Source organism: Roseateles asaccharophilus, assembly GCF_031458115.1.
In the GTDB taxonomy this organism is placed as follows: domain Bacteria; phylum Pseudomonadota; class Gammaproteobacteria; order Burkholderiales; family Burkholderiaceae_C; genus Pelomonas; species Pelomonas asaccharophilus_A.
Genome location: NZ_JAVDXV010000003.1, coordinates 448,856 through 464,216 on the forward strand (window position 1 = coordinate 448,856; position 15,361 = coordinate 464,216).

At 69.5% G+C, this 15,361-nt stretch carries 13 protein-coding genes; 8 read left to right on the forward strand and 5 right to left on the reverse strand.

The genetic code is table 11. From position 1 onward, the window contains the following. Nucleotides 1–5: 5 nt before the first annotated feature. Complete coding sequence (locus J2X21_RS10480) at nt 6–794, reverse strand: type IV pili methyl-accepting chemotaxis transducer N-terminal domain-containing protein (protein ID WP_310328138.1); 789 nt, start codon at nt 792–794, stop codon at nt 6–8. Between the two features lie 388 nt (nt 795–1,182). Between J2X21_RS10480 and J2X21_RS10485 the strand changes: the two genes are divergently transcribed. After that, nucleotides 1,183–2,931, forward strand: coding sequence for a bifunctional protein-serine/threonine kinase/phosphatase (locus J2X21_RS10485; RefSeq protein ID WP_310328144.1), 1,749 nt, complete (start codon nt 1,183–1,185; stop codon nt 2,929–2,931). Nucleotides 2,932–3,062: 131 nt separating this feature from the next. On the opposite strand, the gene J2X21_RS10490 is transcribed toward J2X21_RS10485, so the two are convergent. Continuing rightward, nucleotides 3,063–4,316, reverse strand: coding sequence for an MFS transporter (locus tag J2X21_RS10490; protein WP_310328146.1), 1,254 nt, complete (start codon nt 4,314–4,316; stop codon nt 3,063–3,065). Between the two features lie 189 nt (nt 4,317–4,505). Between J2X21_RS10490 and J2X21_RS10495 the strand changes: the two genes are divergently transcribed. The 7 genes from J2X21_RS10495 (at nt 4,506) to J2X21_RS10525 (ending at nt 12,198) form a co-directional block, all read left to right on the forward strand. Continuing rightward, nucleotides 4,506–5,753 carry an ANTAR domain-containing response regulator gene (locus tag J2X21_RS10495; RefSeq protein WP_310328148.1) on the forward strand — a complete coding sequence of 416 codons (1,248 nt, stop codon included), beginning with the start codon at nt 4,506–4,508 and terminating at the stop codon, nt 5,751–5,753. A 407-nt stretch (nt 5,754–6,160) separates the two neighbouring features. After that, on the forward strand, nt 6,161–7,057 hold the full coding sequence (locus tag J2X21_RS10500; RefSeq protein WP_310328152.1) for a dioxygenase family protein: 897 nt from the start codon (nt 6,161–6,163) through the stop codon (nt 7,055–7,057). A 10-nt stretch (nt 7,058–7,067) separates the two neighbouring features. Further along, nucleotides 7,068–7,784, forward strand: a complete 717-nt coding sequence (locus J2X21_RS10505; RefSeq protein ID WP_310328155.1) for a response regulator transcription factor — start codon at nt 7,068–7,070, stop codon at nt 7,782–7,784. Then, nucleotides 7,778–8,929 (forward strand): ATP-binding protein, encoded by a 1,152-nt coding sequence (locus tag J2X21_RS10510; RefSeq protein WP_310328157.1) that lies wholly within the window; start codon nt 7,778–7,780, stop codon nt 8,927–8,929. The genes J2X21_RS10505 and J2X21_RS10510 overlap by 7 nt, the downstream gene beginning before the upstream one ends. A gap of 486 nt (nt 8,930–9,415) precedes the next feature. Further along, nucleotides 9,416–9,877 carry a DUF3592 domain-containing protein gene (locus J2X21_RS10515; protein ID WP_310328160.1) on the forward strand — a complete coding sequence of 154 codons (462 nt, stop codon included), beginning with the start codon at nt 9,416–9,418 and terminating at the stop codon, nt 9,875–9,877. A 5-nt stretch (nt 9,878–9,882) separates the two neighbouring features. Further along, on the forward strand, nt 9,883–11,331 hold the full coding sequence (gene pdxR / locus J2X21_RS10520; RefSeq protein WP_310328162.1) for a MocR-like pyridoxine biosynthesis transcription factor PdxR: 1,449 nt from the start codon (nt 9,883–9,885) through the stop codon (nt 11,329–11,331). 72 nt (nt 11,332–11,403) lie between these two features. Then, nucleotides 11,404–12,198 carry a hypothetical protein gene (locus tag J2X21_RS10525; protein WP_310328164.1) on the forward strand — a complete coding sequence of 265 codons (795 nt, stop codon included), beginning with the start codon at nt 11,404–11,406 and terminating at the stop codon, nt 12,196–12,198. 83 nt (nt 12,199–12,281) lie between these two features. Here J2X21_RS10525 and J2X21_RS10530 read toward each other — a convergent pair whose 3' ends face one another. Genes J2X21_RS10530 through J2X21_RS10540 form a run of 3 tightly spaced genes read right to left on the reverse strand, consistent with a single transcriptional unit; the run spans nt 12,282 to nt 15,251 of the window. Continuing rightward, the gene (locus J2X21_RS10530) at nt 12,282–13,082 is read right to left on the reverse strand and encodes an ABC transporter ATP-binding protein (protein WP_310328166.1); all 801 of its coding nucleotides are present in this window, start codon (nt 13,080–13,082) and stop codon (nt 12,282–12,284) included. Between the two features lie 4 nt (nt 13,083–13,086). Continuing rightward, nucleotides 13,087–13,998 (reverse strand): nitrate ABC transporter permease, encoded by a 912-nt coding sequence (ntrB, locus tag J2X21_RS10535; protein WP_310328169.1) that lies wholly within the window; start codon nt 13,996–13,998, stop codon nt 13,087–13,089. A gap of 2 nt (nt 13,999–14,000) precedes the next feature. Next, a complete protein-coding gene (locus J2X21_RS10540; protein WP_310328170.1) occupies nt 14,001–15,251 on the reverse strand; it encodes a CmpA/NrtA family ABC transporter substrate-binding protein in 1,251 nt (416 codons plus the stop codon). Nucleotides 15,252–15,361: the final 110 nt, after the last annotated feature.

The window sequence follows — 15,361 nt, forward strand, 5'->3', positions numbered from 1 at the left end:
GGGCGCTAGCCCAGCTGCCGGGCGAACTGCCCGGTCACGGTTTCCATGACGACCAGCAGGTTCTCGCTGGCCAGGAACACGTCGTTGGCGGCCTGCGGGCCCTGGCTTTCGCCGCCCAGCGCCGCCTGCAGGAACACCCACTGGTTGCGGGCCAGTTCCAGGTTGTCGCGGATGGCCGGCGTGGCCTCGGGCGCCTGGGCCAGCGTCGTCATGGCCGTGGTGAATTCGTTGCGGGCCTTGGTGATCTCGTTCTGCACCAGCAGCGGCCGGGCACCCTGCTGGCCGGCCAGGAAGAACAGCGCCAGCCGCTGCGACAACATGCGCTGCCGGCCCGACAGGTTGACCAGCCAGGCCGAGCTCTCGCGTGAGCGCTCCTGCAGCTGGCCCGTGGCCACATGGGCCAGGCTCAGCACCTCGCCGGCGCGGCGCAGCAGTTCGTCCAGGTCTTCGCGGCGCGGCGCGCGGTGCAGCAGCGCGCGGTAGTCCTGGAAGCGGCGCTGCAGCGCGCGGAAGCTGCCGCTGATCTCGGGCGTGGGCGCAAAGCCCATCAACAGGTCCAACTGGCGCTCGAAGCGGGCTTCGCTGGTCTGCAGCACCTGGCGAGCCCGGTCGCTGAGTTCGGGGCGCAACTGCGCCAGCCAGGCCTTGCCCATGCGCTGGCTCAGCATGCGCTGCGCACCGGCCTTGTCGATGGCCTCGCCCAGCTCCTCGATGCGGGCTTGCGCCGGCAACGCCAAGCTGCAGCCCACGGCCGTGCCGAGCACGAGCGCGGCGCGTCGAGACAGGCTGTGCACCGGGCTTCCGCTGTGGCGGTCGCCTGTGTGCCGTGGCGCCTTTTTCTCCATAACGATTCCCGTTTTCCTACAGCTGGTCTGCCGTTTGCTTTGCAAGGCATGTGCCAGCGATGAGGCTGGCCTTTTCTCTGGCTGCACCGTGGTTCACGGCCGGCAGCGCCCCACGCCGAAGCGGTTTCAAGCCCGGTGCGGGTGCACTCATCCCTGAAATGGTGCTCGTCGTCCAGTCCGCACCCGCTGAACGCGGCGGTCTGGCCGGTCCCCCGAGGGGACGGCGATGCTCGCGGGGCCTGCCCCCGCTCGCACATCGCCAGACGGGCCGGCTTGGGAGCGGCCCGGCGCTCGACCCGAAACGCGAAATACTCCGCTCACAACAAGACCTATATCCATGCGCTTCGAACTCGACACCGGCCTTTCCAGCCTGCAGGGCAAACGCGCTCGCAACGAAGACTTCGTCGGCGTGCAGGCGCCCGCTGCGCACGAGGTCGAGCGAGGCTGGGTGGCGGCGCTGGCCGATGGCGTCAGCGGTGCCGAGGGCGGCAACAACGATGGCCTGATGGCCGCGCAGACCTCGGTGATGAGCCTGCTGCGTGATTTCCATGGCGTGCCGGCTGACTGGGACACCAGCGTCGCGCTGGACCGCCTGCTGGGCCACCAGAACGCCTGGCTGGCCTCGCACAACCGCCGCCCCGGCCCCGACGGCCAGCCGCGCGAGGCGTTGACCACGCTGACCGCCGTGGCGCTGCGCGGCCGCCGCTACGCGCTGGCCCACGTGGGCGACAGCCGTGCCTGGCTGCTGCGCGACGGCCAATGCCTGTTGCTGACGCAAGACCACCGCATGGAGCGGCGCGACTTCGCCGGCCTCACGCGCGCGCTGGGCCTGGACGACGCGCTGCGCCTGGACCACAGCGCCGGCGAGCTGAAGGTGGGCGACCGCCTGCTGCTGACCAGCGATGGCGTGCACGGCAGCCTGTCGGCGCGCCAGATCGGCGAGCTGCTGCGCAACACACCGGTCGCGCAGGTGGCGGCGGATGCGCTGACCGCCGCCGCGCTGGCTGCCGGCAGCCACGACAACGCGACCGCGCTGGTGCTGGACATCAAGGACCTGGCCGACCCCGGCCTCACCGACCTCGCCGCGCTGGGCCGCACGCTGCCTAGCCCCGGCCCGCTGGGCGTGGGCGCGACGCTGGATGGCTACCAGATCACCGCGCTGGTGGCCGACAACGGTGTGCACCGGCTGCTGCAGGCGCGCGAGGTGGCCACGGGCCGGCTGGTCGCGCTGAAGATGCTGCGCCCCGGCCGCGCCGACGACCCCGAGGAGCGGGCCATGCTGGCGCACGAGATCTGGCTGGGCCTGCGCCTGGCCGAGGCGCCGCGCCACCGCCGCCGCGGCGGCGAGAGCGGCTTCGTGCGCGTGCATGCACCGGCCGATGGCGCGACGCATTTCTATGCGGTGTTCGACTGGCATGGCGGCCAGACACTGGAACAACTGCTGGCCAAGGGCCCGTTGGACACCGCGCAGGCGCTGGCCATGGCCAGTTCGGTCTCGCGTTCCTTGAGCCTGCTGCATGCGGCCGGCGTCATCCACCGCGACATCAAGCCCGGCAACCTGCACCTGGGCGATGACGGCCAGTGGCGCGTGCTGGACCTGGGCGTCGCCTTGAGCCCACGCGCGTCGGCCGCGATGCGCGAGCTGCATGCCGGCACGCCCAGCTACATCAATCCCGAGCAATGGGCCGACCCACCGCAAGCGGCCGACCCGGGCAGCGACCTGTTCGCGCTGGGCGTGACGCTATACCAGTCGCTGACCGGCCGGCTGCCCTATGGCGAGATCGAGCCCTACCAGTTGGCCCGCTACCGCCGCGAGCCGGCCAGCGTCAGCAGGCTGCAGCCCAGCGTTCCGATGCCGCTGGACCGCCTGGTCATGAAGGCGGTGGCGCGCGAGGCCAAGCTGCGCTTCGAGACCGCCGACGAACTGCTGATGGCGCTGGAGCGCCTGGCCGCGCGCGATCAGCCCACGTCCATCAAGTCGTCGCGCCCACCGCGCGATGCGGCGCTGAGCTGGCAGATCGCGTTCGGCATCTCGGCGCTGTTGAACTTCCTGTTGATCGCTTGGCTGCTGTTCTTACCGCGCTGAATACAAAGGCAACCACAGAGGCACAGAGGCACTGAGAAGAGATCAGAAAAAGAGAAGCCCGGATTGCGGGCTTCCTCTGTGTCTCCGTGCCTCTGTGGTTGCATTTCTGCATTCAGAGGCGTCGTTGGGCTTCAGCTGCGCTGGTAATGCACCGGCTCCGCATCGGAGCTGACCGGCACGCGCCGCGCGCGGCCACCCTTCTCGGCCCAGGTGCGGGTCCAGCGGATCTGCACGACGCGCAGCATCACCAGCATCGCCACCGCCAGCACGGCAAACGCGACGAAGCCCCAGAAGTAGCTGCCCGTGAGCTGCTTGCTCTGGCCCATCGCATTGGGCAGGAAGCCGCCGCCTAAAGCGCCGATCTCGCCGATCATCGAGCCGGCCACGGCCGTCGTCACCGGCCAGCGCAGCGGCACCAGTTGGAACAGCGCGCCGTTGCCGGCGCCGAAGGCGGCGAAGCACAGCATGAACAGCAGCGTCGTCAGCACCAGCGAGCCGCCCGCCATGCCGCAGGCCAGCAGCGACACGGTCACCAGCACCAGCACCCAGGTGAGCGTGTTGACGCCGCCGATGCGGTCCGACAGCGCGCCGCCGGCGATGCGCACGGCCGAGCCCATCAGCGTGGCCAGCATCGTCAGCTGGCCGGCCTCGATCTTTGTGACCTTGAACTGGTCGTAGAAGTAGGTCGGCAGGAAACTGGCCAGGCCGATGAAGCCGCCGAAGCTGACGATGTAGATCAGGCTGAAGGCCCAGCCGTCCTTCTCGAACAGGCAGCTGATGTGCTCGCGGAAGCTCTGGTGTTCGCGGTCCGGCGGTTCCTTGGCAGCGAACCACATCACCAGCATGGGCAGCAGCATGGTCGCGGCTGCCAGACCGTAGACGGTCTGCCAGCCAAACTTCGTGGCCAGCGGCGGCGCGAACAGCACGGCCAGCACGGTGCCCGAGTTGCCGGCGCCGGCAATGCCCATAGCCAGGCCCTTGTACTTCGGCGGATACCAGCCCGAGCCCAGGCTCAACGCCACGCCGAAGCTGGCGCCGGCAATGCCCAGCAGCACGCCCATGGCCAGCACCGAGTCGTAGCTGTCGACGAACACGAAGCCAAAAACGAGGGCCGCGACGATCAGGCCCATCTCCACCATCGCCGCGTTCTTGCGGCCGATGTACTGCGCCAGCACGCCCAGCGGGAAGCGCATCAGCGCACCGGCCAGGATGGGCACCGAGATCATGAAGCCCTTCTGTGCGGGCGTCAGCGCGAAGGTCTCGCTGATGAACGGCGCCATCGCACCGTTCAACACCCAGATCGCGAAGCAGAAGTCAAAGTACAGGAAGGCGGCCAGCAGCGTGGGCCAGTGGCCGGCCTTTTTGAAGTTTTGGAAAGCGGACATCGGGGGGGCTCCAGGCGCAACGACCCAAGCCACCCACGACGCGTGCCAGGGCGGCTCAGGCGTCGCTGCGGGAAAGCCGCCCGCACCATTGCAGGCAGCACCTACGATTGATCGCAAACACCGTGCCCGCAGCGCTTGCTGCAAGCTGGCCCGGTTCTTGCGCCGTTTTGGGGCGTGAAATCCGAAGCCATGTCCGACACCACTTCCGCACCGCCAATTTCATTGCTGATCTGCAGCCCCGACACCCCGCCCCAGGCGGACGATTTGTCCGCTCGCGGCTGGACGCTGTGCACCGTTTCCGAGCTGGCGCCGCCCGAAGATGGGTCGGCACTCGGACTGCTGTGGTGCCCCGATTGCACCGCGCTGGCCCGGTTGATGCACTCCGATCGGGCCTTTGGCCTGCCCGTGGTGCTGTTGTCGCCGCCGCCGACGCCCGAGCAGCGCCAGGCTGCGCTGGCCCGTGGTGCGCTGCTGTGGCTGCCGGCCGATGTACCGGCCGACCAGCTAGCGCAAAGCCTGCAGTGGGCGGGCGAGTTGTCGCGCCAGCTGCAGGCCCGCGACAGCGCGGCCCAGGCCAAGCTGGACGAGCGCAAGTGGACCGAGCGCGCCAAGGGCTTGCTGATGCAGGCCCGTGGCATCGACGAGGCCGCTGCCTTCGCACTGCTGCGCAACACCGCGATGCAGACCCAGGCCAGGCTGCCCGAGGTGGCACGCGGCGTCGTGCACACGGCCGAGCTGTCCGAGGCGCTGGAGCGCGCCGGCGCGCAGCGCATGCTGAGCCAGCGCCTGGTGAAGCTGCAGGCGCTGCGCCAGTGGCCCAAGCTGGCGCCGCCGGAGCGGCGCGAGGTGCAGGCGCTGCTGGATGCCTCCAGCGAGCGCGTGGCCGCCAATCTGGCGCGGCTGTCGGAGCTGCTGCGCAACCAGTTGGGCGAGGAGCTGGGCGCGGTGTCCACCGCGTGGGTGCAGTTGGACACGGCCTTGCGCACCCGCACGCCCGACCTGGCCCGCAGCGACCGCGCGGCCCAGCGGCTGCTGGAGGCCAGCGAGATGCTGGTGGCGCGGCTGTCCGAGCGGGCCGGCCAGCGCCCCGTGGGCCTGCTGGCCCAGGTCACGCGGCTGCGCCTGCTGAGCCAGAGCCTGGCCAAGGAGGGCTTGCTGGCCCAGGTCGTGCCTGGCCACGACGCCGCCGGTCTGGCCGCAGGCCTGGACGAGTTCATCAAGGCCTACGACGAGGTCCGGGCCACGCCGCTGGCCGGCCCGGCGCTGCAACCCGCGTTCGCGGCGGTGGACGAGGCCTGGCTGGTGCTGCTGCGCGGCCTGCGCGTGGAGCAGGGCGATGCGGTGCAGCGCATGCATCAGGGCAGTGAGCGGCTGCTGCAGGCGTTGGAGGATTTGATTCGGGCGTTGCAGGGGTCGTTGCAGTTGATCTTGGGGTGAGGTTTCTTGGATGTTTTTGCGGAGCGTGCGCCTGTTCGTTGCATTGCCGGGAGTCCGTCCCGGCGGCCGGGTAACTTTCTTCTGCGGCGCCAGAAGAAAGTCACCAAAGAAGAGGCGCTGAACCGCATCCCATCGCGACGCCGCCATGAGCGGCGCGCGAAAACGTTCGCCGACATTTCCCCCAGAAGCGAACCGCTGCGCTCTCGCGTCTGACTTGTGACGAGTGGACCTCATCGCACCACCTGCCCGTCCGACGCGCGGCTGCACGCCGTGCTCACCAGAACAGCCGAATGCAGCGCCGCCGGCCACCTCTGACGCCGCTTGTTTCGGCGCCGACACAATCTGCCGACCGGCTCGATACATCGCGGCGGTGCAATGCCAGTCATCCCATCCACCGAGGAGACGCCATGCACCACGACCATGACCACGACCTGGGCCTGGCCCATGACCTGAATCGCCTGAACCAGCAGGCTCTGCAGCGCCGCGCCGCGCTGCGCTGGCTGCTGGGGGCCGGTGCCGCCGGCGTGGCCGGCAGCGGCGCGCTGGCGCTGGCGGGCTGCGGTGGTGGGGGCAGCGACGCGTCGTCCTCTTCGTCCAGCGGCTCCACGGGGTCCACCGGCGGCTCGTCCAGCGGTGGCAGCACCGGCACCACCAGCGGCTGCTCCGTCATTCCCAGCGAGACCGAGGGCCCTTACCCCGGCGACGGCTCCAACAGCGCCAACGGCAGCATCGCCAACGTGCTGGCGCTGTCGGGCGTCGTGCGCAGCGACATCCGCTCCAGCATTGCCGGCGCCACCGGCACGGCCACGGGCGTGCCGCTTCAGGTCATCATCGAGCTTGTGAACACCAACGCGTCCTGCGCCGACCTGTCGGGCTATGCCATCTACCTGTGGCATTGCGACGCGCTGGGCCGCTACTCCATGTACTCCAGCGGCGTGACCGGCGAGAACTACCTGCGCGGTGTGCAGGCCACGGCCGCCGATGGCACGGCCACGTTCACGACCATCTACCCGGGCTGCTATGCCGGCCGCGTGCCGCACATGCATTTCGAGATCTACCGCAGCACCAACACGGCCACCAACTGGAACAACAAGCTGCGCACCTCGCAGCTGTGCTTCCCGTCGGACGTCAACACCGCCGTCTACGCCACCAGCGGCTATGGCAGCAGCGCGGCCAACAACAATGCCATCAGCCTGAGCAGCGACGGCATCTTCAGCGACGGCTACACCACCCAGCTGTGCACGGTGACCGGCTCGGTCAGCGCCGGCTATGTGGCGACCTTGAGGGTGGGCATTTCTGCATGAGCGTGCACGCATGATGGGACATTGCCTGGTCGTCGACGACGACGCCGAGATCCGCACCAACCTGACGGCCTACCTGAGCGGCTACGGCTGGCAGGTCGACGCCGCGGGCGACGGCCAGGTGATGCGCCAGCTGCTGGCGGCCACGCGTTTCGACGTCATCGTGCTGGACCTGATGCTGCCCGGCGAGGACGGCCTGACGCTGCTGCGCTGGCTGGGCACGCAGGCCGACGCGCCGCCGGTGCTGATGCTGACCGCGCGCGGCGACACCATGAGCCGCGTCATCGGCCTGGAGCTGGGCGCCGACGACTACCTCGCCAAGCCCTTCGAGCCGCGCGAGCTGGTGGCGCGGCTACAGGCGCTGGTGCGCCGCGTGCACAAGGGCCTGGCCCAGGCGGTGGATGACGACACGCGGCTGCTGCGCTTCGGCCGCTGGCGCTTCGACCGCATGACGCGCCAGCTCATCAGCGCCGACGACGTGGGCATCGCGCTGTCCAGCGCCGAGTTCCGGCTGCTGGCGGCCTTCGTGCAGCGGCCGGGCCGCGTGCTGAGCCGCGACCAGCTCATCGAGCTGACCCGCGCGCCCGGCGTGGAGGTCAACGACCGCAGCATCGACCTGGCCGTGTCGCGCCTGCGCGCCAAGCTGGGCGACACCGCGCGCGAGCCCGCGCTGATACGCACCGTGCGCGGCGAGGGCTATCTGTTCGACGCGGAGGTGAGCCCATGCTGAGCCGCTTCAAGGCCCGGGACTGGGACCGGCTGGGCCTGCGCCTGTTCCTGCTGATGTGGGCCGCGCTGGCGCTGAGCCATCTGGTGGCGTGGAGCCTGGCGGTGCAGTTGCGCTCCGTGCAGGCGCCCGGCCCGGGCGGTCCGCCGCCTATGCACGCCGAAGCTGGCCCACCACCGATGCCGGCGCATGACGATGGCTTCGACCACGGCCCGCCACCGCGTGGCGACCGCGGCCCGGCGATGGGCGGCGGGCGCATGCCGACCTTCCCGTCGCTGCCGCCGTCGTCGCTGCCCTGGCACACCAGCCTCGTGGACTACGGCGTGCGCCTGCTCATCATCGCGCTGGCCGCATGGTGGGGCTCGCGCTGGCTGGCGCGGCCGGTGCGCCGGCTCGTCAGCGCGGCCCAGCAGCTGACGCCCGCGCTGGCCCAGGGGCGCCCGGCGCCGAAGCTCGCCGAGGACGACGGCACCCGCGAGGTGCGCGAGGCCGCGTCGGTCTTCAACCGCATGGCCGCCGAGCTGAGCGGCCAGTTCGAAGAGCGCGGCCTGATGATGGCCGCCATCTCGCACGACCTGCGCACGCCGCTGACCCGCATGCGGCTGCGGCTGGAGACCGGCGAGGTCGAGGCCCGCGTGCGCGAGCGCTGCATCGACGACCTGCGCGAGATGAACCAGCTGGTGGAAAGCGTCATCGAGGTGTTCCGCCCCGCCGAGGCCGCCACGATGCAGCGCGTGGACCTGGCCGCGCTGGCGCAGTCGGCCGTCGACGACCTGGCCGAGACCGGCGCCGCCGTCAGCTTCGACGGCCCCAGCGCCGTCGTCACGGCCGATGCGGTGGCGCTGCGCCGCGTGGTGGACAACCTCGTCGGCAACGCGCTGCGCTACGCCGGCAGCGCACGCGTGCGCGTGGACCTGGCGGCCGGCGTCACACGACTGGTAGTGGAAGACGACGGCCCCGGCATCCCCGAGGCCGAGCTGGAGCGCGTGCGCCAGCCCTTCCGCCGCGTCGAGGGCTCCCGCAACCGCGAGACCGGCGGCACCGGGCTGGGGCTGTACATCGCGCAGCAGCTGGTGCGAAGGCAGGGCGCGGTGCTGGTGTTGAGCAACCGGCCGGAGGGCGGATTGAGGGCCGAGGTGGTGTTCTAGCGGGCGCTTGTCGGGCGGGCCCTATATTCGCGTCGCGACTCAGGGAGCGAGCGAATGACCGAGCGTCAGAGGGCGATGGTGAGCGGCCTTCCGGTGATCACGATGGTGCTGGCAATGCCCGGCGTGTATCGGCACGCGCCAATCTGGGTGTTTGCGGCCTACCTTCTGGTCGTCGCATTGATCGTCGCCATCTGGGTCCGGTTGCTTTGGCTGTTGCGCAGGCGATCAGTGGACCGCTGTCCAGTCTGCAACGGCGTGTCCGGCTCACGGTCTCAGATGATGCGCGTTGCGCCGATTGCGGCGCGGGCTTGCGCATCGATATCAGGTCCCAATTGCGCTGGGTTGCGCTGTTGGCGGTCTCGGCATGGCTGCTGATGGTCGGAGGCTTCCTTTGGCGGTGGCTGCCTGCCCTGGGCATCGCGGGGGTGTTCGCAGCGGTCGTCGGTGCCGCACTCGACAGATCCTGCAAGTGGCGCGCTCATTGACATGCCGATCGGTCTCCTGACACTCACGCTGCTGAGCTTGGCTCTGGTCATCTATGGCGCCGCGTGCCTGCGCCGAGCCGCGAATGGGCTGCGCTACGTCGAGGTTCCAGCGACGCTGACTCAACTTCAGATCGTCGACAAGCTCGACTCTGCGCGCTCGTATCACAAGCGTTGGTACGCGGTGGAAGCCCACTATTACTACGAAGTGTCGGGGCACCGCTACCAAGCGAGCCGCGTTGGTTGGGACGTGCGCTCGTCTTGGACGGAGAGCCCAGATGCGGCTGAGCGGCTCGCTGCGGAGATTCGCCGGCGGGCTTGCTGCTTCGTGGACCCCGATGCGCCAGGACGGGCATTGCTCATGGTGGCGTTGCCGAAGTCGCGCAGGCAGCACTACTGGGCTATCACCTTGGCCGGACTGGCGTTGGCAGCGGCGACGGGGTTGCTGTGGACGGTTCGCGACTGATCGACATGCATCCCACCCTCGAACTCGACCTGCAACTCGCCGCGCGCGGCTCGCGGCTGGCCAGCCTGCATGCGGCGCTGCGCGAGGCCATCGCCAGTGGGCGGCTCGCGCCGGGCCTGCGGCTGCCGTCCTCGCGCGAGCTGGCGGCGCAGGTGGGCGTGTCGCGCAACACGGCGGTGGCGGCGTATGAGCTGCTGGCGTCGGAGGGCTGGCTGGAGTCGCGCGGCGCGGGCGGCAGCTTCGTGGCCGAGCTGCCGCGGGCGGCGGTCGAGGTGTCGGACCGCGCCAGCGTGGCGCCCTGGGCCGACAGCCGCTGGCTGCGCGGCGAGGGAGGCAGCTGGCCGGCCTCGTTGGTCAGCGGCCCGGCGCCGGCGTATCACTTCAAGACGGGCATGCCGGAGGTGGCGGGCTTTCCGTTCGACGTGCTGCGCCGCCTGCACACGCGGGCGCTGCAGGCGGCCGCGCGCGAGCCGGCGCGCTACCCGGACGCGCAGGGCCTGCGTGCGCTGCGCGAGGCGATTGCGGGCCATGTGTCGTCGTCGCGCGCGGTGGCCTGCACGGCCGACGATGTGGTCATCACGGCCGGTGCGCAACAGGCGCTGGACCTGATCGCACGCGTGCTGGTCACGCCGGGCCATACCGTGGCGGCGGTGGAGAACCCCGGCTATCCGCCGCAGCGGGCCGCGCTGCAGGGCGCGGGCGCGCGGCTGGCGCCGGCGCCGGTGGACGATGAGGGGCTGGTGGTGGCCGCGTTGCCGGACGATGCGCGCATCGTCTGTGTGACGCCGTCGCACCAGTCGCCGCTGGGTATGGCGATGTCGCTGCCGCGCCGGCGCGAGCTGCTGAACTGGGCCGCGGTGCGGCAGGCCGTCATCGTCGAGGACGACTACGACGGCGAGTTCCGCTTCACGTCGCGGCCGCTGGACGCGCTGAAGACGCTGGACCGCGACGGCCGCGTGTTCTACGTGGGCACCTTGTCCAAGATCCTGCTGCCGGCGCTGCGGCTGGGCTATGTCGTCGCGCCCGCCTGGGCGCGCGACGCGCTGGTGGCGGCCAAGCATGCGTCGGGCTTCGGCTCGCCGACGCTGACGCAGGCGGTGGTGGCGGACTTCATCGCCGAGGGCCACCTGTTGCGCCATGTGCGCCGGTTGCGCGGAGAGTACGCCGAACGTCGGCGCGTGCTGGAGCAGGCGCTGAAGCGGCATCTGGGCGACAAGGCGCAGGTCTACCCGGCCATCGCGGGCCTGCACCTGGCCGTCGCGCTGCCGGGCGTGGACACCGACGAGCTGACGCGCCGCGCTTGGGGCGCCGGCGTGGGCGTGGAACCACTGAGCCGCTACTGGTGGGGCAAGGGTCGCGGCCCGGCGGGGCTGGTGCTGGGCTACGGCAGCATCACGGCGGCGCGCATTCCGGAAGCAGTGAAACGTTTGGCGAAGGTACTTGGCACCCTTTGAATCGTTGAACTTGGCTCTGTCTCTGGTCCATCTGCCTGCCTAGGCTGGAGGCCTGGATTCAAGGAGAGCCCCATGCCCCATTTCATGTGCCGCACCTGCGGTACCGAGCACGACGCCAGCCCGCAGCCACCGATGCTGTGCCGCATCTGCAGCGACGAGCGCCAGTACGTGGGCTGGCAGGGCCAGGGCTGGACCACCCATGCCGAGTTGTCCGCCACGCACCGCAACCGGGCGGAGATGGACCACCAGCTGTTCGGCATCGGCGTGGCGCCGAACTTCGGCATCCCACAGCGCGCATTGCATGTGCCCGAGGCCGGCGTGCTGTGGGAGACAACCGCGCTGGTCACCGACGAGGCGGTGGCGGCACTGAAGCAGCGTGGCGGCGTGCAACGCATTGCAATCTCGCACCCGCACTTCTATGCGGCCATGGTGCGCTGGAGCGAGGCGCTGGGCGGCGTGCCCATCTTCGTGCACGAGAACGACCGGCTTTGGGTCAGCCGCACGTCACCGTGGCTGGAGTTCTGGCGCGGCGACACGCTGGACCTGGGGCGCGGCGCAACGCTGCTGCGCTGCCCGGGCCACTTCCCCGGCAGCACGGTGATGCATTGGCAGGGCGCTGATCGGGCGCTGCTGCTGGCGGGCGACTCGCTCCATGTGGCCCAGGACCGGCGCCACGTGAGCTTCATGTACAGCGTGCCCAATCATGTGCCGGCGCGGCCGTCGCTGGTGCGCGAAACGCAGGCGCGGCTGCGCGGCGTTGCGTTTGACGATGTCTACGGCTTCACGTGGGGGCTGAACATCATCGGCGGTGCACGTGCTGCGGTGGATGCTTCGTTCGAGCGCTACTTCGACCAGGTCATGGCCTGACCTCGGGCCGAGCGCCGGGCCGCTCCCAAGCCGGCCCGCGGGCGATGTGCTTGCGGCTAAACGCCGCAAGCACTGGCTTCACATCACGCAGCCTTCTCTACGTGAGCATGCCGCGTGTACAGGAAATCGATGACCTCCTTGCGCGCGGCGATGTAGCGGGCGTCTTCCGCCAGCTCGACGCGGGCACGGGGGCGCGGGATGTCGACGCTGAGGATCTCGCCGATGGTGGCGGCCGGGCCGTTGGTCATCATGACGATGCGGTCCGACAGCAGCACGGCCTCGTCTACGTCGTGCGTGACCATGACCACCGTGCTCTGCGTGCGCGCGACGATCTTCAGCAGTTCGTCCTGCAGCTTGGCGCGGGTCAGCGCGTCCAGCGCGCCGAAGGGCTCGTCCATCAGCAGCACCTTGGGCTCCATGGCCAGCGCACGGGCGATGCCCACGCGCTGCTTCATGCCGCCGGACACTTCGTGCGGCCGCTTGTGCAGCGCGTGGCTCATGCCCACCAGTTCCATCGCGGCGCGGGCGCGCATCTTCATCTTGGCGGTGGGCTCCTTGCCGCCGAACACGGACTCGACAGCCAGCAGCACGTTCTCCAGGCAGGTCAGCCAGGGCAGCAGCGAATGGTTCTGGAACACCACGGCGCGCTCCGGGCCGGGCGCGGCGATCTCGCGGCCATCGCAGATCAGCGCGCCGGACGTGGGCTGCAGCAGGCCCGCGATCAGGTTCAGAAGCGTGGACTTGCCGCAGCCGGAGTGGCCGATCAGCGTGATGAACTCGCCGCGCTGCACGTCCAGGTTGATGTTCTGCAGTGCATGGAACTTGCCCTTGCGGGTCGTGAACACCATCTCGGCGTCCTGCACTTGGATGAAGGGCTTGGTCATGGCATCAGTCCTCAAAAGTGAAGTGCTTGGCGAGGGACATCAACATCCATTCGAGCAGCAGCCCGACGATGCCGATGACGAAGATGGCGATGATGATGTGCTTGACGTTGAGGTTGTTCCACTCGTCCCACACCCAGAAGCCGATGCCCACGCCGCCGGTCAGCATCTCGGCCGCGACGATGACCAGCCAGGCCGTGCCCACCGACAGGCGCACGCCGGTCAGCACATAGGGCAGCACCGCGGGCAGCAGGATGCGGGTGATGACCTTCCACTCGCTGAGCTTGAGCACGCGGGCGACGTTCAGGTAGTCCTGTGGCACACGCTGCACGCCGACGGCCGTGTTGACGACCATGGGCCAGATCGAGCAGATGAAGATGGTCCAGATCGCGGCCGGGTTGGCGGCCTTGAAGGCCAGCAGGCCGATGGGCAGCCAGGCCAGCGGCGACACCGGCTTCAGCAGCGCGATCAGCGGCGACACCATGCGGCTGGCGAACTGGAAGCGGCCGATGATGAAGCCCAGCGGAATGCCCACCAGCGCGGCCATGCCGAAGCCCATGCCGACGCGGCCCAGCGAGTTCAGGATGTTCCAGCCAATGCCCTGGTCGTTGGGGCCGTTGCTGTAGAACGGGTCGGAGAACAGCACGACGGCGGCCTGCCAGGTCTCGAGCGGCGTCGGGAAGCTGCCGCCCTTCATCGTGGCCAGCGCCCAGATGCCGATCAGCAGCGCGACGCTGAGCACCGGTGGCAGCACGGTCAGCGCGATGCCGCGCCAATCGATGGGGTCGCGCTGGGGCTTGGCAGGCGCGACCGGTGCCTCGTTGGCGGCGACGGCGGGCCGGCTGACGCTCGCGGAAGCGACGGCCGGGGCGGGGGCGACGTTGCCGTCGCTGGGCGAATGGAAGACTGCAGAAACCATGATCAGACCGCCTTGATCTTGAAGCTGTCGGCGTACTTCGCCGGGTCCTTGCCATCCCAGACCACGCCATCCATCAGCTTGGTCGAGCGGAAGTCACTCTTGGGCACGCTGACGCCCAACGCGCCGGCGGCCTGCTTGTAGAGCGCCGTCTGGTTGATCTGCTTGGCCACGGCGAGGTAGTCGGGGTGGCTCTTCAGCAGGCCCCACCGCTTGTGCTGGGTCAGGAACCACATGCCGTCCGACAGGTAGGGGTAGTTCACCGCGCCGTCGTTGAAGAACTTCATGTGGTTGGGGTCGTCCCAGGTCTTGCCCAGGCCGTTCTGGTAGCGGCCCAGGATGCGCTGGTTGATCGCGTCCACACCGGTGTTGATGTAGCTCTTCTGCGCCACCGTCTCGGCCATCTTCAGCTTGTTGGACAGGCTGGCGTCGATCCAGCGGCTGGCCTCCAGCACGGCCATGATGACGGCGCGGCAGGTGTTGGGGTTCTTCTGCACGAACTCGGCCGTCGTGCCCAGCACCTTCTCGGGGTGGTCCTTCCAGATGTCCTGCGTCGTATTGGCCGTGATGCCGATGCCGTCCATGATGGCGCGGTGGTTCCAGGGCTCGCCGACGCAGAAGCCGTCCATGTTGCCCACGCGCATGTTGGCCACCATCTGCGGCGGCGGCACGGTGATGAGCTTGGCGCCCGACAGCGGGTTGATGCCCGCGGCGGCCAGCCAGTAGTGCATCCACATCGCGTGGGTGCCGGTCGGGAAGGTGCCGGCGAAGCTGTATTCGCGCGGGTTGGCGGCCATCACCTTGGCCAGCGAGGGGCCATCCACGGCGCCCTTGTCGGCCAGCGCCTTGGACAGCGAGATGGCCTGGCCGTTGTTGTTCAGGGACATGAGCACCGCCATGTCCTTCTTGGGGCCGCCCAGGCCCAGGTGCACGCCGTACATCAGGCCGTACAGCACGTGGGACATGTCCAGCTCGCCGTTGACCAGCTTGTCGCGCACGCCGGCCCAGGAGGCTTCCTTGGTGGGGATGATCTTGATGCCGTACTTCTTGTCGAAGCCCAGCACCGAGGCCATCACGACGCTGGCGCAGTCGGTCAGCGGGATGAAGCCGATCTTGACTTCTTCCTTCTCCGGCTTGTCCGAGCCCTGGGCCCAGGCGCCACCGGCGAGGCCGAAGGTGGGCAGGGCGGCGGCCGCGGCGAGCAGGCTGCGGCGCTGGAGATTGGGCGTGTCGGTCGAGTTGTCGCGGACGGTCATCACGGGCTCCTGAGTCATGCTGGGCTCAACGCCGTCGTGGCCACGCTCCGCCCGCGCTGCTCGCTCAGCAGCGAAGACGCAATAGGGGAGGTCGGACGCCGTTGTCCCGA